Raw genomic sequence first — 24,451 nt, 5'->3', positions numbered from 1 at the left:
GCAGAGTTTGACCTGGCTGGGGTCAGGCCATGCCCGCTTGCCGCCAGCCGCGGCTGAGCAGGCGAACGCAAAAGGGTTTGTGACGGTGGACAAATTTTGATCTTTGTCTAGGCTTAGCCGCTGTGATACCGAGCTCAAAACGTGTTTAATTCGCAACTTCGCGCGACCGGTTTTGCCCGGGGCACCCATCTCTACTTAGCATAGGAGTTAGCATGAAAATCGGCAGCAGAAAACGGGCTAACGGTTCGGCCGACACCTTAGCTAAGCCGGTATTGACCGCATTCGCATTGGAGCCGCGCTTGTTTTTCGACGGCGCTGCGGCGGCGACGGCCGATGCGGCCGTAGACGCCCAGACCGTTACCGACAGCGGCACGCAGGGCAACGATATGCAAACTTTGCTGGACGCGGCCGCGAGTTACGCTCCAGCCGTTTCGGAAAGCGGCGAATCGCGCAACGAAATATTGTTCATCGAAAGCAACGTGGCCGATTACCAAACCTTGCTGGCCGGCGCGGTCAGCGGTATCGAAGTTCACCTGTTGGATGCCGGACAAAACGGCTTGGCGCAAATCGCGGATATTTTGGACGGACGAACCGGCATAGACGCCATCCACATCGTTTCGCACGGTTCCGCGGCTAATGTAGAACTCGGCTCGCTCGATCTTAGCAACGACACTATTGCAGATCACGCCGACGCCTTGCGGCAAATCGGCAGCGCGTTGAGCGCTGACGCCGATATTTTGCTGTACGGCTGCGATATTGCCGAAGGCAGCGCCGGTGCGGCGTTAGTAAACGCCATCGCGCAATACACCGGCGCTGACGTGGCGGCGAGTAGCGACATTACCGGGAACGCGACCCTCGGAGGCGATTGGAAATTGGAATATCAGACCGGCGCGGTGGAAATACCGCTGGTTTTTTCCGCAACGGCTCAGCAAACCTACGCTTACGTGCTGGCCGCGTTTACCGAAAACTTCGATTGGAGCTTTGGCGAAAGCCAGTACATTGTCGATTCGGATGGCGGAACAACCGAGCCGTCTACTTACGATTTTACCGCCAGCGGCGCTACGTTCAGATTAACCGCCGCCAGTAATGGCGACGGAACTGCGATCCGGTTTTTTTCGCAGTTTGGGGAAGGTAACACTGATTCATTGACGATCGATTCCGGTGGCGGCTCCCCTGTTCATGATACCGGTACCACCGAAGTAGTTAAATTTTCCAAAGCGGACGGCAGTTCTTGGAAGTTGGGTTCAATCTGGGTCGATTTAGTCAACTCGGCCAACGTTACCCTGACCGCGAAATTGTCGGGGAGCACCGTTGCTACGCAGACAGTTACCAGTAGCGGCGGCACAACGGTCAATTTTAGCAACGTGACTCTGGACACCTTGGAGATCAGTGGCACCGATTTTAATAACCTTACGATCGATACCCTGACAGGCGACACGACAGCTGCTGCTCCGGTGAACGCCACGTCCACCGTCACCGCCGGTGCGGGTTCGGAAGCGTCCAGTTTCGGCACCACCGCAACCTCGTCCGGCACCGCCGTAAATTTGCTGGATTTTACCGTTAGCGATGCCGGTACGTCCGACGGGGTAGCGACTACCATCAGCGCATTCACGGTTGACGTCTCCGGTACCACCACCGACGCCGAACGCGCCAACATGGTATTCCTGCTAAACGGCCCCGATGCCAGCAACGTGCAGGGGACATACGATTCTGGGACCGACAAAATCACCTTTTCGAGTCTGAGTCTATCCATTGCGGACGGCGGCTCCGAGACGTATACCATCAGCGCCTATTACAACGACAGTACCTCGAGTAACGACATCACCGACGGTCATACATTAATTCTTTCGACCAACGCTTCCGCTTTTACCACCGGTTCGGGCAGTTCGACCATGGCGGCCAGCCAAGCGAACGTGACTAACGGTTCCGGCGCGGCTGTCGACGTGACGGCTACGCAATTGGTGTTTTCGCAAAATCCATCCGCGACGGTTACCAGCGGTAGTACTTTCGGTACGCAGCCGATTGTGATGGCCGTGGATGCACGCGGCAATCTTGATACCGGTTATACCTCAAATGTCTCGCTTAGCGAAAACGGTAGCGGTATTTTAGGCGGTACCGCCACGCTAGCAGCAAGTGCCGGGATCGCTACGTTTACCAACATCAGTTATACCTCTGCATCGGATGCCGACGCCAATTTCACGCTGAGCGCATCCAGCGGATCGTTGACCGGTGCTACCTCCACTACCATCAATCCGGACGTAGTGGCGACTCGATTGATTTTCAGCACCCAGCCTGCGCCGACCGCTATTAGCAGCGGCGTGTCCACCGGTTTTTCGACGGTACCGGTCGTCAGCGCAGTTGACGCCAATGGTCTCGTCGATACCGATTATGCGACCAACCTGGTATTGTCAGTCACCGATCCCAACGACGGTACCGTAGACGGCACAGTCAACAGTCTTAGCGTCAGCTCCGGCGATCAGGACGGGACGGGAACCACGGTTACTTTGTCGACTGCCAGTACCGGCGCAACCTACGTCAACGGGGTGGCGACTTTTACCGGTTTGGCTCTGCAATATACCAATTCCGGCAGTTCCAACACGCTGGCGTTGCGCGCGACATCCGGCGGATTGACCGCCGCCAATAGCAGCAGCATCACGTCCACCGCGAATAGCACCCCGGTAATTACTTCCAACGGCGGCGGCGCCACCGCCTCGGTCAACGTAGCCGAAAACGGCACGGCCGTCACGACCGTAACCGCGACCGACGCCGACAGCGGCGATACCTTGACTTACTCGATTAGCGGCGGCGCCGACGCCGCTAGCTTCAGCATCAACAGCAGTACCGGGGTGCTGAGTTTTCTATCGGCGCCGGATTTCGAAAATCCGACCGACTCCGGTACGGATAACGTTTACGACGTGCAGGTGCAAGTCAGCGACGGCACCGCCTCGGATACTCAGGATATTGCGGTCACCGTTACCGAGGTCAACGAATTTACACCGACGATTACCTCGGACGGAGGTGGCGCTTCGGCGTCGGTTTCCATTACGGAAAACACCACGGCGGTAACAACGGTGACCGCTACCGACTCGGATACCGGGCAGACCTTGAGCTACTCGATAAGCGGCGGAGCCGACGCCGCGGAATTCAGCATCAACAGTTCGACCGGTGCGTTGACGTTCCAAGCGGCGCCCGACTACGAAAATCCGACCGATGCCAATACCGATAACGTTTACCAAGTCGAAGTGCAAGTCAGCGACGGTAGCAACACCGATACCCAAACCCTTTCGATTTCGGTAATCAACGACAACGACAATAGCCCGGTCATTTCCAATTTAAACGGGGACAGCGTGGCTTGGGCCGGAGTCGGCAATACCGTGTTGTTGGACAGCGGAACAGTGGCTTCGGCCAGCGATGCCGACAACGACGTCAGCGATTGGAACAACGGCACGTTGACTGTGCAACGGGCCGGCGGGGCTTGGTCGCAAGACCTGTTCGACTTTAACCAGACAGGCTATACGGTCAATGGGTCGGACTTGGAAGACGGCGGCAGCGCGTTTGCCAGTTTTACGAATAGCGGCGGCACCCTTAGTATCAGCTTCAACGGCGGAGCCACTACGGCGCTGGTCTCTGCGGTGTTAAACGGCATTACCTACCGTAACGATACGCCGGCCGGCGATGCGACTATCCGTTTCAGCCTGTCCGACGGCACTACGACGGACATTGCGGATGTGACGGTGGCCACCGATTCCATCTATGTCACTAATACTAGCGATACCGCGACGATAGATCTAACCGACGGCGTCAGTTTTTCCGAAGCGATCGCTATCGCCGCCGCCGATGTCAGCGGTAGCCAAACTCTGGTGCTGGACAGCTCGCTGGCCGGGCAATCGATTTCAACGTCGGCCGCAACCAGCTTGGGCGAAAACCTTGCTATCGATGCCGATTCCGCGAGCAGCGCCACTCTGGCCGGCGACGGCAGTTTGAGCATCGATTCCGGCTTTGCGCTGAGTCTGAGCAACGGTGTCGGCGATAGCCTGACCGTCGCCACGGCGCTGAGCGGCAGTGGTGGGATAAGTAAGGTCGGGGCGGGGTCGGTAACGCTATCGGGCAGCAATGGTTACACAGGCACGACTACGATTTCGGCCGGTACGCTGGAGGTCTCAGGCGGGGCGGCTATCGGCAATAGTAGTGCCGTCGCCATGTCGAGCGGCTCCAGCTTAGTCTTGTCGGCCAGCGAGAGCATCGGTACGTTGTCGGGCGACGGCACTATCGATTTGGCTAGCAATACGCTGACTACCGGGTTGACCACCGGCGTCGATACCACCTTCTCCGGTAAAATTACCGGTAGCGGCGGTTTGGTCGTCTCCGGCGGCGTTAGCAATACCGGCAGCATCACGCTGGACGGTATCACCAGCGATTACAGCGGCGATACCACCGTGATCAATTACGGTATCTTGAAGGTCAGCGGCGGGTCGGCGCTGTCCGACGCCAGCATTCTTAGGGTCAACGGCCACGGCACTTTCGCGCTGCTGGGCGACGAAACTATCGGCGGTCTGTTCGGCAATAATGCGGCAGGATCCGTTGCGTTGGGGATATATTCCTTAACCGTCGCACAAAGCGCGGATTTGGAACTGCAAGGGGTTATTTCCGGTAGCGGTAACTTAATCAAGAGCGGCAGCGGCGTGCTGACCCTGTCAGGCAGCAACACCTATTCCGGCGTGAGCAGCGTAAGCGGCGGCACGTTGTCGATAGCCGACGACAGCAACTTGGGGACGGGAACCGTGCAGCTGAACGGCGGTACCCTCTCGCTGACCGGAGCTACCACTGTCGATAACAGCATCAGCTTAGGCAGCAGCGGCGGTACCGTGGACAACAGTGCGGCTGCGACCTTGTCCGGGGACATCGCCGGTTCGGGTTTGTTCACAAAAGCCGGCGCGGAAACCCTGAGCTTGTCCGGCACGTCCAACAGCTATTCCGGGGGCTTGGCCGTGACCGCCGGTACTCTGAGCGGCACGACTTCGACATTGCTGGGAAACATTAGCAACGACGGTACCGTAGAGTTCAATCAAAGCGCGACCGGTACTTTTTCCGGCAACATCAGCGGGACGGGCAGCTTGACGAAAACCGGAAGCGGCACGGTCACGTTAAGCGGGACCAATACCTATACCGGCAGTACCACGATTTCGGCCGGCACGTTGGCGGTGACCGGTTCGGCCATTGCCGATACCGGCACCGTAACCGTGGATACCGGCGCAACGTTCAGAGTAGACGGTAACGAAACCGTCGCCGGGATTACCGGCTTGGGCACGGTCAATCTGAACGGCTTCACTTTAACCGTACAACAAGCGGCCGACGCGACCTTCGACGGTGACATAAACGGTAGCGGCGGTTTCACTAAAACCGGCAGTGGTCTGTTGTCGTTGGCCGGGACCAACTCGTATACCGGGACCACTACGATCAGCGCCGGTACCTTGCAAGTCGATAACCTCAGCTCCGCGGCGTTGGCTCTGGACGGCGGAACCCTGAAAACCAACACATCGACCTCATTAAGTTACAGCGGCGGAGTCTCCGTCGGCGCCGGCGGTGGTACATTCGATCTGTCCAACGGTTCGATTTTCTTGTCCGGCGCCCTGAGCGGCTCGGGTTCCGTCAGCGTTAATTCAACCGTCGGTGGCAATGTTTTGTCGCTGCAAAGCAATAACAGCAGCTATAGCGGCACTACCACGCTCAATAACGGCATCATCGAAGTGGGCCACGACTCGGCGTTAGGCAGCGGCGGGTTAAATATCAACGGCGGCAAGATTCGCGCAAGATTAACTACCGCTCGCACCTTGGCGAACGATCTGACCTTGGGCGGTACGATGACGATGTCCGGCAGCGCCGGCCTGACGTTTACCGGGGCGGTGGATCTGGGCGGCGCTACGCGGACGATCAACAATACCATTAGCGCCGGGCTGACATTCGGCGGCACGATCGCTAACGGCGGTATCGTTTTTAACAGCGTCGGCACCGGCAACATCACACTAAGCGGCAATAATACCTATTCCGGTACAACAACGGTTTCCGGCGGGATATTGACAATAGGCAGCAATTCGGCCTTGGGCGACAGCAGCGCCGGCACCACGGTGTCCTCCGGCGCGGCGCTCAAGTTCGGCGGAAGCTATACCATCGCCGAAGACCTGACCTTAACCGGCACAGGCGTGTCGAACGGCGGCGCCCTGTTGGTTACCACCAGCGGTAGCGCCATATCCGCCGGCGTGAGCGGTTCGGTTGCCTTGGCCGGCAACACGACGATCAATGCCGGTACCGACACGGCTCTGACGCTATCGGGGGTGGTAAGCGGAAGTTCAACGTTGACCAAAATCGGCGATGGCCGGCTGACCCTGCAAGGCGACAACGGCAGTTTTAGCGGCGCTATCGTGGTCAGTGCCGGCGTACTGGATGTCGGGCACGACAATGCGCTCGGTAACAGCAGCGGCGACACCACTATCGCCAGCGGTGCGCAGCTACGGGTATCAGGGCGGACGCTGAACGAGAACCTGACTATCGCCGGCACCGGCATTAGCGGTTCATCTGGCGCGATTTCGATAGCCGCTGCCAGTAGCACGGCGAGCTTGAACGGTGCCGTCACAATGAGCGCCGATTCGACGCTGTATGTCGAATCCGATTCGACTTTGACCTTGAACGGTACGCTATCGGGTAGCGCCGGTTTGAGTAAATCCGGCAGCGGCACGCTGGCCTTGGCCGGTGCGGCGAGTTACACCGGTGCCACCGTAGTATCCGCCGGTACATTGATAGCGGACGGCGCCCTCAGCGGCACATCCGCTATTACGGTAGACAACGGCGCAACGCTGGGCGGTAGCGGTACGCTGTTTGGCTCCGGTTCGACCAATACCTTGACTGTCAACGGAACCTTGGCGCCGGGCGCGGCCGGCGGCGGTTTCGGCGCCTTGACCGTGCAGGGCAATCTGGTATTCGGCGCCGGCGCCACTTTTGCCGCCGACATCGGCGGCGACAGCATCGGCAGTAGTTACGACGTTGTCGCGGTCGACGGCAGCGTGACGATAGACGGTAGCACCATCTTAAGTCTTAACTACAGCGTCACCTCGCCGGCCAGCGGCGAAAGTTATCGGTTGATTAGCAAAAGCGGCGCTGCTGCGATTACCGGAACCTTCTCCGGCTTAACCGAAGGCGGCACCACGACTCAGGGCAGCACACTGCTGACGGCATATTATGCCGCCACCGACGCGGGTGCTACGTCCGGCGGTAACGAATTCATGCTGCAAGCGCCGATAGATCAGCCGCCGACGCTGGATTTGAACGGTGCCGACAGCGGCACCGGCAATACTGTCGCATTGGCCGATGCCGGCAGCGGCTTGGCCGACGTTGCCAACGCCACCGTGACCGACGGCGAGGGCGATTGGAATAACGGCACCTTAACCGTGCAACGCGTCACCGGCGGCAGCGCGGACGGCAGCAGCAACGACGCGTTTAATTTTCTGAGCGACGCCGGACTGACTGCGACCGGCAGTATCAGCCAGGGTTCGGACAGCAGCGGTACCTTATCCGAAGGCGCCACCCAATTCGCCACTTGGGCTTATACCAGCAGCAGCGGTAGCTTGGTCGTCACCTTCGCCGGCGACGGCAGTGCGACGACGGCGCGGGTACAAGCCTTGATGCGCAGCATAGGCTATAGCAATGCCACGCCTTACGGCGATGCCACCATCCGGTTTACCTTGACCGACAAATACGTTGCGAACGAAGTCACCGCGGATGTTACGGTCACCAGCTCCACCATCTACGTCGACCAAAGCAACGACGAAGCCGACGGCGATGCCGCCGACGGTTTCAGCTTGCGCGAGGCCGTCAGTCGGGCCAACAACCAGTCCGGTGCCGAAACCATCGTGTTCGGCAGCGCCTTGGGTGGACAAACCATCACGCTGGGCTCCGATTTATTTTTGGAAGACGGCCTGAGCTTGAATGCAGACGCCGCGGATGGTTTGATCATAGCCGGTGCTACGCTCACGCTGGATATAGACGCTACCGTGAATGTCAGTAATGGCAGCGGCGATACGCTAACGGTCAGTTCCGTCATCACCGACGACGGTCTCAATGCCGGCAGTTTGACCAAGTCCGGTAGCGGCACTCTGGTGTTATCGGGCAGCAACAGTTATCTAGGCAGCACGACGGTATCCGCCGGTAGCTTATCGGTCGCTTCCGACAGCAATCTGGGCAACGGTAGCTTGAGTTTGAGCACCGGTACCACGCTGCAAGTGACCGGTGCCGGCACCATCGACAATGTTATTGCGCTGACCGGCGACGCTACCTTGAACATCGCTGCCGATACTGTGTTGTCCGGCCTATTGACGGGCAGTTCCGAATTGACTAAAACCGGCTCCGGCGAATTGGATTTGACCCATGCCGGCAACGAAACCGGCTTTACCGGCGGTATCACCGTGACTAGCGGACTGGTCGCGGCGAGCAGCGACGACGCCATGGTCGGCGGCACGATTACCCTGGACGGCGGTGCGTTAGGCGTAACTACCGCCGGCAGCGGGACGGTATACGACAACAGCTTGGTACTGGGTAATGCCAACGGCAATCTAACCACCAGTCATTCATTTTCGGTGTCCGGTGACATTTCAGGTAGCGGGACATTGAATGCAACCGGTAGCGGCACCGTAATTTTATCCGGCACCAATTCCTATTCGGGCGGTACTTTTCTGTCCAACGGCACCCTCAGTGTGACCGACGGCAATAATTTAGGCAGCGGCGACGTGACATTGAATAGCGGCACGCTGCAGATAACCGGCAACGCAGTCACCGTCTCGCAAAATATTGACATGGGCAGCAGCGGCGCGTCTATATCCAATGCTAACGCAGTAACACTGTCCGGAACGCTGACCGGCACCGGCTCGCTGCTGAAAGTTGGCGCCGGCGCGTTGACTCTGAGCGGATCCGACAATGCCTCCAATTACAACGGGGACATTACGGTTCGCGAAGGCGCTTTGGCGGTAGCGGACGACGCCAATTTGACTTCCGGTCTGTTGACGCTGAACGGTGGTCAGTTGACCCTGACCGGAACCGCGGCGGATATCGACAACGCAATCGCTATCGGTGTTGACGGCGGTACGCTAAGCAATGCCGACACAGCGGAAATTTCCGGCGTTTTGTCGGGCCAGGGCCTGGTCAAAACGGGGGCAGGGGTGTTGACCTTAAGTGGTGCCAATAGCGCTTACGCCGGAGGCATGCAGGTGACCGCAGGCGGCATTAGCATAGCCGATGCCGCCGGTTTGGGAAGCGGCAGCTTGACGTTCAGCGGCGGTGCTTCGCTGCTGGTGACCGGGACTACCACGATCGGTAACGCCATCGTGCTGGCGCAAACCAGCGGCAGTAATACCGAAGTCAACGTTAGCAACGCTGGCGATACTGCGACGCTGAGCGGTAGCGTGACTACCAGCGGCACCGGCAATCAAGGTTTGCTGAAGTCGGGCGCGGGCGGGATGACCTTGGCGGATACGGTGGGTTTCGCCGGCGATTTCGTGGTGATCGAAGATGGCTTGCTCAGCGTGGCTGCGACAGGCTCCCTGGCCGGTAGCGCCGGCATCAAAACCAGCGGAAGCGGTGACCGTTCTTTAACGATTACAGGCACCGGTACTTTGGCGAACAACATCGTCATCGACACTAACCTGAGCATCAGCAACGATGCTACGGTTACGCTCAGCGGTACCATCAGCAAGGCGAGCTTGACGACTCGCAATGTCACTAAATCGGGCGCCGGCAATCTGACCTTGAGCGGTTCCAACAGTTTTGATGCTACCACGGTACAAGCCGGTACGTTGACGGTCGCCGATGCCGATAATCTCGGTTCGGGCAATGTGACCTTATCCGGCGGGGCCACTTTGGCGGTCACCGGCAGCGGGGCCGTGACTATCGACAGAAACATCACGCTGGCGACCGGTGGCGGTGCGGTGAATTATGGTAATACCGCCAGTGGCGATCTTTTGACCTTATCCGGCACGATCGCCGGAGATTCCGGTGCAGCCTTCAGCAAAGACGGCGATGGGGCAGTGGTATTATCCGGCAGCAATAGCTTTTTGGGCAGCACCGCGGTCAATGCCGGAACGTTAATTTTGTCCGGCGGTGCGGCGATTGCAGACCCGACTTCGGCCTCCAGTGTCAATACCGGGTCGGTAACCGTGCAATCCGGCGCCACGCTGGAATTAGCCTCCAACGAAACCCTAGGCTCGCTGGCCGGTGCCGGTAGCGTCGCACTGGGCAGCTCGGATTTAACGCTTAACCAATATCAGGCGACGACGTTTTCCGGTTCGATTAGCGGCAGCGGCATGTTGATCAAACAGGGCAGCGAAACGCTAACCTTATCCGGCAGCAATAGTTTTAGCGGCGGCACCCAAGTGGCTGCCGGCGGTTTGTCCCTGTCCGGCGGCGCGGCGTTACACGATAGCGCCGCCCTGCAAATCGACTCGGGCTCTACCCTTACTTTAGACAGCGATGAAACCGTCGGCAGTGCGAGCGGCGGCGGCAATATCGATTTGAACGGAGGCAGTTTAACCGTCAACCAAAGCGCAGACGCCAGTTTGAGCGGTACGGTCAGCGGCGGCGGCGGCTTGATCAAGCAGGGCGGCAGTGCCCTGACTTTGACCGGCAGCAATACGTTCTCCGGCGGTATAGCGGTAACAGCCGGTGCCCTGGGTGTGTCCGGCGACGACAATCTGGGCAGCGGTAGCGTCAGTTTAGACGGCGCCTCCCTGATTTTTACCGGCAGCGGCCAAACGCTGAGCAACGCCATGGTACTGGCCGCCGGCGGCGGCACTTTGCAAAACGCAAACAGCGCTACCTTATCCGGTGTGATTAGCGGAAGCGGTGACTTGACTAAAGCCGGGGCCGGTTTGCTGGCGTTGTCCGGCGTTAACACCTACAGCGGCAGCACCAGCGTGGCCGCCGGCACCCTGGCGGTCAACGGCAGTTTGACCGGTAGCGGAGCGGTCGGCGTTCAATCCGGTGCGACGCTGGCCGGTAGCGGCAGTATCAATGCTGCCACGACTGTAAATTCCGGTGCTTATGTAGCGCCGGGGAACAGCCTGGGCGTCTTAAGCTTGGGGAACGGCGTCGTCATCGCCGGCACCTTAAGCGCGGAATTAAACGGTACCAGTGCCGGAAGCGGATACGACCAATTGGCAGTTACCGGCAGCGTGGACTTGACCGGCTCCAGTCTGTCGGCCAGTGTAGGTTATAGCGCCAGCGTCGGCGATCAATTCGTCATTATCGATAACGACGGTTCCGATCTTGTAACTGGTATCTTTGCCGGACTGAGCGAGGGGGCGGTATACAGTACCGGCGGCTACGATTTGCTGGTCAGCTATAGCGGCGGAGACGGAAACGACGTGGTGTTGACTGTACAAAACCACGCGCCGACCCTAAACGCCGGCACCGATTACAGTTTTTCGACTACAGACGAAGATACCCAGAGCAGCGCGGTCACTGTCTCGGCGATATTATCCAACGCCGGGCACAGCGATGAGGATAACGGCGCGCTTAGCGGTATCGCAGTGCAAGCGACCAGCGGCAACGGCGTTTGGCAATATTCCACCGACGGCGTCAGTTGGCAAGGTTTCGGCAGCGTATCGACCAATAGCGCCTTACTGTTGGATGCGGCCAGTCAGGTGCGCTACGTGCCGGACGGCGCAAACGGCGAGTCCGCCGGTTTCACTTATCTGGCTTGGGATCAAACCGGCGGTAGTGCGTCGACCAACACCACGCCTAGCGCCGCGGATACCTCGGCGACAGGCGGTGACAGCGGATTTTCCAGCAATAGTGCTACCGCGAGCATAACGGTCAGCGACGTTAACGATAGCCCGTTGCTCGACACCCCGAACCCGGCAAATTACACCGATACCTCGGCGAGCGATTCCTTTAGCGACGATAGCGGCAGCTTGTCGGCTAGCGACGTGGATAGCGGTGCCAGCCTGAGCTACGGCATTTCAGGCGGCGGCAGCACCTCCACGACCATAGGCGCGACGACTTACGACATCAGCAAGGCCGGCAGCTACGGTACCTTGTACCTCAACAGCGGCAGCGGCGCTTACGTTTTCGTGCCGGACGCGGCCGCGATCGACGGCCTCAGTGCGGATGCATCCGAAAGCTTTACCGTCACCGTTTCCGACGGCAACGCGAGCGATTCAGCTGATTATTCGGTCAATCTAACCGCGGCCAACGACATCCCGGTCATCACCTCCGACGGTGGAGCCACAAGCGCCAGTGTCAGCGTTGCCGAAAATGCCTCGGCCGTGACCACCGTCACCGCCAGCGACGCCGACAGCGGCGCCACCCTGACTTATTCGATTAGCGGCGGGGCCGATGCGGCCTTGTTCAGCATCGACGCCGACAGCGGCGAGCTCAGTTTTGTTACAGCGCCCGACTACGAAAATCCAGCCGACAGCGGGGCGGATAATGTCTACGATGTGACAGTGCAAGTGTCCGACGGCACCGACACCGATGCGCAAGCTATTGCTATCTCGGTGACAGATAGCAACGACGAAACGCCGGTCATCGGCTCGAACGGCGGTGGCGCCACGGCCGCGATCAACGTCGGCGAAAACGGCACCGCCGTCACCACCGTCAGCGCGACCGATGCAGACGCCGGCGCGACGTTGACCTACAGCATCGTCGGCGGGGCCGACGCCGGCTTGTTCTCGATTGACTCGGCCACCGGCGTTTTGACCTTTGTGGCCGCGCCCGACTACGAAACCCCGGGCGACAGTGGCGGCGACAACGTCTACGACGTCACCGTAGAAGTCAGCGACGGCAGCCACAGCGACAGCCAGGCGATTGCAAGCACAGTAACCGACACCAACGACAACGCGCCGGTCATCGGCTCGAACGGCGGTGGCGTCACGGCCGCGATCAACGTCGGCGAAAACGGCACCGCCGTCACCACCGTCAGCGCGACCGATGCAGACGCCGGCGCGACGTTGACCTACAGCATCGTCGGCGGGGCCGACGCCGGCTTGTTCTCGATTGACTCGGCCACCGGCGTCTTGACCTTTGTGGCCGCGCCCGACTACGAAACCCCGGGCGACAGTGGCGGCGACAACGTCTACGACGTCACGGTAGAAGTCAGTGACGGCAGCCACAGCGACAGCCAGGCGATTGCAATCACAGTAACCGACACCAACGACAACGCGCCGGTCATCGGCTCGAACGGCGGTGGCGCCACGGCCGCGATCAACGTCGGCGAAAACGGCACCGCCGTCACCACCGTCAGCGCGACCGATGCAGACGCCGGCGCGACGTTGACCTACAGCATCGTCGGCGGGGCCGACGCCGGCTTGTTCTCGATTGACTCGGCCACCGGCGTCTTGACCTTTGTGGCCGCGCCCGACTACGAAACCCCAACCGACAGTGGCGGCGACAACGTCTACGACGTCACGGTAGAAGTCAGTGACGGCAGCCACAGCGACAGCCAGGCGATTGCAATCACAGTAACCGACACCAACGACAACGCGCCGGTCATCGGCTCGGACGGCGGTGGCGCCACGGCCGCGATCAACGTCGGCGAAAACGGCACCGCCGTCACCACCGTCAGCGCGACCGATGCAGACGCCGGCGCGACGTTGACCTACAGCATCGTCGGCGGGGCCGACGCCGGCCTATTCTCGATTGACTCGGCCACCGGCGTCTTGACCTTTGTGGCCGCGCCCGACTACGAAACCCCAACCGACAGCGGCAGCGACAACGTCTACGACGTCACCGTCCAAGTCAGCGACGGCAGCCACAGCGACAGCCAGGCGATTGCAATCACAGTAACCGACACCAACGACAACGCGCCGGTCATCGGCTCGAACGGCGGTGGCGCCACGGCCGCGATCAACGTCGGCGAAAACGGCACCGCCGTCACCACCGTCAGCGCGACCGACGCGGACGTGACCGACACCCTGACCTACAGCATCGCCGGCGGGGCCGACGCCAGCCTATTCGCGATAAACGCGAGCACCGGCGTCTTGACCTTCCTGACCGCGCCCGACTACGAAACCCCGGGCGACAGTGGCGGCGACAACGTCTACGACGTCACCGTCCAAGTCAGCGACGGCAGCCACAGCGACAGCCAGGCGATTGCAATCACAGTAACCGACACCAACGACAACGCGCCGGTCATCGGCTCGAACGGCGGTGGCGCTACGGCCGCGATCAACGTCGGCGAAAACGGCACCGCCGTCACCACCGTCAGCGCGACCGACGCGGACGTGACTGACACCCTGACCTACAGCATCGTCGGCGGGGCCGACGCCAGCTTGTTCTCGATTGACTCGGCCACCGGCGTCTTGACCTTTGTGGCCGCGCCCGACTACGAAACCCCAACCGACAGTGGCGGCGACAACGTCTACGACGTCACGGTAGAAGTCAGTGACGGCAGCCACAGCGACAGCCAGGCGATTGCAATCACAGTAACCGACACCAACGACAACGCGCCGGTCATCGGCTCGGACGGCGGTGGCGCCACGGCCGCGATCAACGTCGGCGAAAACGGCACCGCCGTCACCACCGTCAGCGCGACCGATGCAGACGCCGGCGCGACGTTGACCTACAGCATCGTCGGCGGGGCCGACGCCGGCCTATTCTCGATTGACTCGGCCACCGGCGTCTTGACCTTTGTGGCCGCGCCCGACTACGAAACCCCAACCGACAGTGGCGGCGACAACGTCTACGACGTCACGGTAGAAGTCAGTGACGGCAGCCACAGCGACAGCCAGGCGATTGCAATCACAGTAACCGACACCAACGACAACGCGCCGGTCATCGGCTCGGACGGCGGTGGCGCCACGGCCGCGATCAACGTCGGCGAAAACGGCACCGCCGTCACCACCGTCAGCGCGACCGATGCAGACGCCGGCGCGACGTTGACCTACAGCATCGTCGGCGGGGCCGACGCCGGCCTATTCTCGATTGACTCGGCCACCGGCGTCTTGACCTTTGTGGCCGCGCCCGACTACGAAACCCCAAGCGACAGCGGCGGCGACAACGTCTACGACGTCACGGTAGAAGTCAGCGACGGCAGCCACAGCGACAGCCAAGCGATTGCAATCACAGTAACCGACACCAACGACAACGCGCCGGTCATCGGCTCGAACGGCGGCGGCGCCACGGCAACAGTCAACATTGCAGAAAACAATACGGCCGTCACCACCGTCAGCGCGACCGACGCGGACGCCGGCGCGACGTTGACCTACAGCATCGTCGGCGGGGCAGACGCCGGCTTGTTCTCGATTGACTCGGCCACCGGCGTTTTGACCTTTGTGGCCGCGCCCGACTACGAAACCCCAACCGACAGCGGCGGCGACAACGTCTACGACGTCACGGTAGAAGTCAGCGACGGCAGCCACAGCGACAGCCAAGCGATTGCAATCACAGTAACCGACACCAACGACAACGCGCCGGTCATCGGCTCGAACGGCGGTGGCGCTACGGCCGCGATCAACGTCGGCGAAAACGGCACCGCCGTCACCACCGTCAGCGCGACCGACGCGGACGTGACCGACACCCTGACCTACAGCATCGTCGGCGGGGCCGACGCCGGCCTATTCTCGATTGACTCGGCCACCGGCGTTTTGACCTTTGTGGCCGCGCCCGACTACGAAACCCCGGGCGACAGTGGCGGCGACAACGTCTACGACGTCACCGTCCAAGTCAGCGACGGCAGCCACAGCGACAGCCAGGCCATCGCCGTAACCGTCACCGACGCCAACGAAACCGGAATCCCGACAGCGAGCGACGACAGCGGCGATGCCACGGAAGCCGGCGGCCTGAACAACAGCGAAGTCGGCAGTGTCGCCAGCGGCAACGTCCTAAGCAACGACAGCGGCAGCGGCCTCAGCATTAGTGCCGTACGCAGTGGCGGCACCGAGGGCGGCGGTACCGTCGGCAGTCTCGGCGTCGCTTTAGCCGGCCAGTACGGCAGCCTGACCCTCAACAGCGACGGCAGCTACAGCTACCTCATCGACGACAGCAACCCCGACGTCCAAGCCCTGGGCGCCGGCGCCAGCTTGACCGACCGCTTCAACTACAGCGTCAGCGACGGCAGCCTGAGCGACACCGCCGTCTTGACCGTCACCTTGCATGGCGCCAACGACCTGCCGACCCTGAGCGGCTTTGCCACCGCCATCCAAATCGACGACACCGCCAGCGCCCAGCCGTTTGCCGCCGTCAGCGTCCAAGACCTGGACGGCGACAACGTCAGCCTGAGCATCAGCTACAACGCAGCGAACGGCAGCCTCTCCGGCGCCGGCCTAAGCGGCGTCGCCGGCAGCTACACCCTGGCGGCGACCGACCCCGCCAGCCTGCAAAGCCAACTGCGCGCCCTGGTGTTCACCCCGACCGAAAACCAAACCGCGCCCGGTTCCAGCGTCGTCACCCACTTCACCCTGACCGTCAACGACGGCAGCGGCGACGGCAGCAGCGACAGCAGCAGCCAACTGACGGTCCTCTCCGTCAACGACGCCCCGGGCATCAGCGGCCTGGACGGCGACCACCTAAACTACGCGGCCAGCGACGGCATCGCGCAACTCATCGACCAAAACGGCGACGCCCTGGTCAGCGACCTCGATCCCGGCGACTTTGCCGGCGGCAGCCTGACCGTCGCGATCAGCGCCAACGGCGTGGCTGGCGAAGACGTCCTGTCCATCCGCAACCAAGGCAACGGTACAGGACAAATCGGCTATGACGGCAATAGCGTCAGCTACGGCGGCAGCGTCATCGGCAGCGTGAGCGGCGGCAGCGGCGGCAGCGACCTGGTGATCGGCCTCAACGCCAACGCCGACGCGGCAGCCGTCAGCGCCCTGCTGCACAGCATCAGTTACCGCAACCTGGACAACGCGACCGCCACCGAAAGCACCCGCACGATCCAATTCACGCTGAACGACGGCGACGGCGGCAGCAGCCAAGCCACGGCCGACGTCCAAGTCGTGCGCAACGCCGCGCCGACCGGCAGCGACCGCACAGTCAGCCTTGACGAAGACACCACCTACACCTTCGGCAGCAACGACTTCGCCTTCAGCGACCCCGACAGCGGCGACAGCCTGCAAAGTATCACCATTACCGGCCTGCCGGCGGCGGGCAGTCTGAGCCTAAACGACGTCGCAGTCACGCTCAACCAAATCATAACCGTAGCCGACATTGTGGCCGGCAAACTGCAATTCAGCCCGGCGGCGGATGGCAACGGCACGGGCTACGCCAACTTTCAATTCAAAGTCAGCGACGGCAAAAGCGACTCGACCAGCGCCTACACCCTGACCTTAGACGTCAACCCGGTTAACGACAGTCCGGTCATCGGCTCGAACGGCGGCGGCGCCACGGCAACAGTCAACATTGCAGAAAACAATACGGCCGTCACCACCGTCAGCGCGACCGACGCGGACGTGACCGACACCCTGACCTACAGCATCGTCGGCGGGGCCGACGCCGGCCTATTCTCGATTGACTCGGCCACCGGCGTTTTGACCTTTGTGGCCGCGCCCGACTACGAAACCCCGGGCGACAGTGGCGGCGACAACGTCTACGACGTCACCGTCCAAGTCAGCGACGGCAGCCACAGCGACAGCCAGGCCATCGCCGTAACCGTCACCGACGCCAACGAAACCGGAATCCCGACAGCGAGCGACGACAGCGGCGATGCCACGGAAGCCGGCGGCCTGAACAACAGCGAAGTCGGCAGTGTCGCCAGCGGCAACGTCCTAAGCAACGACAGCGGCAGCGGCCTCAGCATTAGTGCCGTACGCAGTGGCGGCACCGAGGGCGGCGGTACCGTCGGCAGTCTCGGCGTCGCTTTAGCCGGCCAGTACGGCAGCCTGACCCTCAACAGCGACGGCAGCTACAGCTACCTCATCGACGACAGCAACCCCGACGTCCAAGCCCTGGGCGCCGGCGCCAGCTTGACCGACCGCTTCAACTACAGCGTCAGCGACGGCAGCCTGAGCGACACCGCCGTCTTGACCGTCACCTTGCATGGCGCCAACGACCTGCCGACCCTGAGCGGCTTTGCCACCGCCATCCAAATCGACGACACCGCCAGCGCCCAGCCGTTTGCCGCCGTCAGCGTCCAAGACCTGGACGGCGACAACGTCAGCCTGAGCATCAGCTACAACGCAGCGAACGGCAGCCTCTCCGGCGCCGGCCTAAGCGGCGTCGCCGGCAGCTACACCCTGGCGGCGACCGACCCCGCCAGCCTGCAAAGCCAACTGCGCGCCTTGGTGTTCACCCCGACCGAAAACCAAACCGCGCCCGGTTCCAGCGTCGTCACCCACTTCACCCTGACCGTCAACGATGGCAGCGGCGACGGCAGCAGCGACAGCAGCAGCCAACTGACGGTCCTCTCCGTCAACGACGCCCCGGGCATCAGCGGCCTGGACGGCGACCACCTAAACTACGCGGCCAGCGACGGCATCGCGCAACTCATCGACCAAAACGGCGACGCCCTGGTCAGCGACCTCGATCCCGGCGACTTTGCCGGCGGCAGCCTGACCGTCGCGATCAGCGCCAACGGTGTGGCTGGCGAAGACGTCCTGTCCATCCGCAACCAAGGCAACGGTACAGGACAAATCGGCTATGACGGCAGTAGCGTCAGCTACGGCGGCAGCGTCATCGGCAGCGTGAGCGGCGGCAGCGGCGGCAGCGACCTGGTGATCGGCCTCAACGCCAACGCCGACGCGGCAGCCGTCAGCGCCCTGCTGCACAGCATCAGTTACCGCAACCTGGACAACGCGACCGCCACCGAAAGCACCCGCACGATCCAATTCACGCTGAACGACGGCGACGGCGGCAGCAGCCAAGCCACGGCCGACGTCCAAGTCGTGCGCAACGCCGCGCCGACCGGCAGCGACCGTACAGTCAGCCTTGACGAAGACACCACCTACACCTTCGGCAGCAACGACTTCGCCTTCAGCGACCCCGACAGCGGCGACAGCCTGCAAAGTATCACCATTACCGGCCTGCCGGCGGCGGGCAGTCTGAGCCTAAACGACGTCGCAGTCACGCTCAACCAAATCATAACCGTAGCCGACATTGTGGCCGGCAAACTGCAATTCAGCCCGGCGGCGGATGGCAACGGCACGGGCTACGCCAACTTTCAATTCAAAGTCAGCGACGGCAAAAGCGACTCGACCAGCGCCTACACCCTGACCTTAGACGTCAACCCGGTTAACGACAGTCCGGTCATCGGCTCGAACGGCGGCGGCGCCACGGCAACAGTCAACATTGCAGAAAACAATACGGCCGTCACCACCGTCAGCGCGACCGACGCGGACGTGACCGACACCCTGACCTACAGCATCGTCGGCGGGGCCGACGCCGGCCTATTCTCGATTGACTCGGCCACCGGCGTTTTGACCTTTGTGGCCGCGCCCGACTACGAAACCCCAACCGACAGCGGCAGCGACAACGTCTACGACGTCACGGTAGAAGTCAGCGACGGCAGCCACAGCGACAGCCAGGCCATCGCCGTAACCGTCACCGACGCCAACGAAACCGGAATCCCGACAGCGAGCGACGACAGCGGCGATGCCACGGAAGCCGGCGGCCTGAACAACAGCGAAGTCGGCAGTGTCGCCAGCGGCAACGTCCTAAGCAACGACAGCGGCAGCGGCCTCAGCATTAGTGCCGTACGCAGCGGCGGCACCGAGGGCGGCGGTACCGTCGGCAGTCTCGGCGTCGCTTTAGCCGGCCAGTACGGCAGCCTGACCCTCAACAGCGACGGCAGCTACAGCTACCTCATCGACGACAGCAACCCCGACGTCCAAGCCCTGGGCGCCGGCGCCAGCTTGACCGACCGCTTCAACTACAGCGTCAGCGACGGCAGCCTGAGCGACACCGCCGTCTTGACCGTCACCTTGCATGGCGCCAACGACCTGCCGACCCTGAGCGGCTTTGCCACCGCCATCCAAATCGACGACACCGCCAGCGCCCAGCCGTTTGCCGCCGTCAGCGTCCAAGACCTGGATGGCGACAACGTCAGCCTGAGCATCAGCTACAACGCAGCGAACGGCAGCCTCTCCGGCGCCGGCCTAAGCGGCGTCGCCGGCAGCTACACCCTGGCGGCGACCGACCCCGCCAGCCTGCAAAGCCAACTGCGCGCCCTGGTGTTCACCCCGACCGAAAACCAAACCGCGCCCGGTTCCAGCGTCGTCACCCACTTCACCCTGACCGTCAACGACGGCAGCGGCGACGGCAGCAGCGACAGCAGCAGCCAACTGACGGTCCTCTCCGTCAACGACGCCCCGGGCATCAGCGGCCTGGACGGCGACCACCTAAACTACGCGGCCAGCGACGGCATCGCGCAACTCATCGACCAAAACGGCGACGCCCTGGTCAGCGACCTCGATCCCGGCGACTTTGCCGGCGGCAGCCTGACCGTCGCGATCAGCGCCAACGGCGTGGCTGGCGAAGACGTCCTGTCCATCCGCAACCAAGGCAACGGTACAGGACAAATCGGCTATGACGGCAATAGCGTCAGCTACGGCGGCAGCGTCATCGGCAGCGTGAGCGGCGGCAGCGGCGGCAGCGACCTGGTGATCGGCCTCAACGCCAACGCCGACGCGGCAGCCGTCAGCGCCCTGCTGCACAGCATCAGTTACCGCAACCTGGACAACGCGACCGCCACCGAAAGCACCCGCACGATCCAATTCACGCTGAACGACGGCGACGGCGGCAGCAGCCAAGCCACGGCCGACGTCCAAGTCGTGCGCAACGCCGCGCCGACCGGCAGCGACCGCACAGTCAGCCTTGACGAAGACACCACCTACACCTTCGGCAGCAACGACTTCGCCTTCAGCGACCCCGACAGCGGCGACAGCCTGCAAAGTATCACCATTACCGGCCTGCCGGCGGCGGGCAGTCTGAGCCTAAACGACGTCGCAGTCACGCTCAACCAAATCATAACCGTAGCCGACATTGTGGCCGGCAAACTGCAATTCAGCCCGGCGGCGGATGGCAACGGCACGGGCTACGCCAACTTTCAATTCAAAGTCAGCGACGGCAAAAGCGACTCGACCGACACCTACACCCTGACCTTAGATGTCAATCCGGTGAACGATGCTCCAACATTAGGTACACCAGCCTCAGCCAATTACAGTGATACGTCAGCTACCGACAACTTTATTAACGATAGCGGGAACTTGAATGCCTTCGACAGTGATGCCGACGATACTCTGAGTTACGGTATTCAAGGCGGCAGTGTATCCGGCACCACCAGTACACTGGTCGGCAATTTCGGTACCCTGACGGTCGATACCGTGACCGGCGCCTATACCTACACCCCGAATGCGGCGGCGATCAACGGCTTGACCGGCGACGCCGGCGACAGCTTCACCGTCACCGTGTCCGACGGCAACAGCACGTCGACTGCCGTGTACAGCGTCAACTTGAGTGGCTCCAATGATGCCCCGGTGCTGTCCACGCCGACGGCCGCCAGCTACACCGATACCGCCGGAAACGACAGTTTCGCCGAGGATACCGGCAGCTTGAGCGGTTCGGACGGCGACGGCGGCGCCAGTTTGAGTTACGGTATTCAAGGCGGCAGTGTATTCGGCACCACCAGTACACTGGTCGGCAATTTCGGTACCCTGACGGTCGATACCGTGACCGGCGCCTATACCTACACCCCGAATGCGGCGGCGATCAACGGCTTGACCGGCGACGCCGGCGACAGCTTCACCGTCACCGTGTCCGACGGCAACAGCACGTCGACTGCCGTGTACAGCGTCAGCTTGAGCGGCTCCAATGATGCCCCGGTGCTGTCCACGCCGACGGCCGCCAGCTACACCGACACGGCCGGCGACGACAGTTTCGCCGAGGATACCGGCAGCTTGAGCGGGTCGGACGGCGATGGCGGCGCCAGTTTGAGTTATGGTATTCAAGGCGGCAGTGTATCCGGCACCACCAGTACACTGGTCGGTAATTTCGGTACCTTGACGGTCGATACCGTGACCGGCGCCTATACCTACACGCCCAACGCCGCGGCAATCAACGGCTTGAGCGGCGACGCCGGCGACAGCTTCACCGTCACGGTATCCGACGGCAGCAGCACGGCGACCGCGACATACAGCGTCAACCTGAGCGGCAGCAACGACGCGCCGGTACTGGCGACGCCGGTGGCCGCCCACTATACCGACACGGCCGGCGACGACAGCTTCGCAGTCGACAGCGGTAGTTTGAGCGCGTCCGACGGCGAGAGTAACGGCCTGAGCTACGGCATCGAAGGCGGCAGCGTCGCCGGCACCACCAGCAGCTTGGCCGGCAACTTCGGCACCCTGACGGTCGATACCGTGACCGGCGCCTATACCTACACGCCCAACGCCGCGGCAATCAACGGCTTGAGCGGCGACGGTATCGATAGCTTTACCGTTACGGTATCCGACGGCAGCAGCACGTCGACTGCCGTGTACAGCGTCAACCTGAGCGGCAGCAACGACGCGCCGGTACTGGCGACGCCGGTGGCCGCCAGCTACACCGACACGGCCGGCGACGACAGCTTCGCAGCCGACAGCGGTAGTTTGAGCGCGTCCGACGGCGAGAGTAACGACCTGAGCTACGGCATCGAAGGCGGCAGCGTCGCCGGTACCACCAGCAGCTTGGTCGGCAACTTCGGCACCCTGACGGTCGATACCGTGACCGGCGCCTATACCTACACGCCCAACGCCGCGGCAATCAACGGCTTGAGCGGCGACGGTATCGATAGCTTTACCATCACAGTGTCGGACGGCACGGCCACGGCCACGGCTGTTTATACCGTCAATGTCTTTGCCGCTAACGATGCGCCGACCTTGGCGATACCGGCGGCGGCGAACTATACGGATACGGCGGCAAACGATACCTTTGGCAACGATACCGGGACCTTGGTCGGCGCCGATAGCGATCCGGGAGACACCTTAGTCTATGGCATCGACGGCGGTAGCGTCTCCGGCACCACCAGCAGCTTGGTCGGCAACTTTGGTACCCTGACGGTCGATACCGTGACCGGCGCTTACACTTTTACGCCCAATAACGATGCGGTCAATGCTTTGAGTCTTGATGCCAGTGAAAACTTTACCGTAACGGTCAGCGACGGCAGCTTGAGCTCGACGGCGATTTATATCGTAAATATTGCCGCCGCTAACGACATCCCTACCAGCCGTAGCTTCAGCTTTACGGTCAGCGCTAGCGCTAGTCACGTATTCACCGCTGACGAATTTGCGTTTAGTGATGCGGATGCCGGCGATCGCTTGCAAGCTATCCAGATTACCGCAATACCTAGCGGTGGCCGCATAAGCTTGAACGGTGCTAGTGTGACTGTCGGTCAAACTATCCAATTGGCCGATATCAGTGCCGGGCAGTTGCGCTTTGTACCGGCCGAGAACCAAACGCTACATACCGGTTTTACCTTCCGAGTTGTGGATAGTAACGGCGGCGTTAGCACGAATTTCACCGCTTCGATACACATTGAGGAACAGGTGGTTACTAACGCAACCCAAACAGTGGATTTCAACTCGTCGACCGGTGTGATAGGCACGAACGGCGCAGCCGGCAGCGGAGCGGGGTCTAACATCATCACGATTATCGGTGAGCCGGGCGGTACGCCAGGCGTTGGGGGGGCGAATGCCGGTTTGCCGGGATTGGGCGGCTCGGGTGCTAGCTTGGCTAACGTACTGGGTGGAGGTACTTCAGTAGGCGGACCGGGTGGAGCCGGTTTAGGTGGCGGAACCGGCGGAGGTTTAGGTGGTTTTGGCGGCGGCGGTTTGGCCGGTTTATTAGGCGGTGGAGCGGTACCCGGTCTCGGCGGTGGCTTTGGCGGCGGTTTCGGCTTCGGCACCGCGCCCACTTTCGGGGTAGACGGCGGTCTGTCTTCCGGCCTGGGACTGAGTAGCTCGCTGAGTATGGAGGCTACTTTAGATTTCGGTAGTGCCGATGGCGGGATATTTGATTTGCCGGCGGAAGCACTGTTCGGTTTGGATACCGCTTCCGGCGTCAGTTTTCAAGCAAGTTTGGCCGATGGTAGTCCGTTGCCCGCTTGGCTGGGCATAGATCCGCATACCGGTACCTTAAGGGTTTTACAGCAAGGACTGGACGGGCTTGCTGCAGGCAAGACCGTGGTCAAAGTCCTGGCAACGGACGGGCAGGGTAACCAGAGCGTGGTGACCATTGTCGTGAAGCCCAAAGGCGATAGCCGGGGACAAGGACAGCATCAGGGTCAAGGCGGCGGACGCGGAACTAACGGACAAATTCGTTCTTCGGCCGAAGGCTATTTGCTCGGCGGCGACCGGCTGTCTGCGTTTGCCGGAAGGCCGTCGTTAACCGAACAACTGCAGGGTTTCGGCAGTGAGCAACTACATCGAGACGCACAAACCTTTCTGGAGCAGTTGGCTCGAAGTTTCGCCGACCGCCACGACGCAGCATAACTTAATCCCAA

General features: G+C 61.6%; 1 protein-coding gene. It reads left to right on the top strand.

The window, feature by feature from the left end; genetic code table 11:
- Positions 1-212: 212 nt before the first annotated feature.
- Positions 213-24,440 carry a cadherin domain-containing protein gene (locus AB0A83_RS19670; protein WP_367155012.1) on the top strand — a complete coding sequence of 8,076 codons (24,228 nt, stop codon included), beginning with the start codon at positions 213-215 and terminating at the stop codon, positions 24,438-24,440.
- The last annotated feature ends 11 nt before the right edge of the window (positions 24,441-24,451 follow it).

Origin of the sequence: Methylomonas sp. HYX-M1, from assembly GCF_040741385.1 — a bacterium.
Lineage (GTDB): Bacteria > Pseudomonadota > Gammaproteobacteria > Methylococcales > Methylomonadaceae > Methylomonas > Methylomonas rhizoryzae.
This window is presented reverse-complemented; position numbering and strand designations above follow the sequence as displayed.

What these genes read in the sequence shown, in the direction of transcription:
- AB0A83_RS19670 (WP_367155012.1), top strand. Translation starts at nt 213, where the DNA reads ATGAAAATCGGCAGCAGAAAACGGGCTAACGGTTCGGCCGACACCTTA.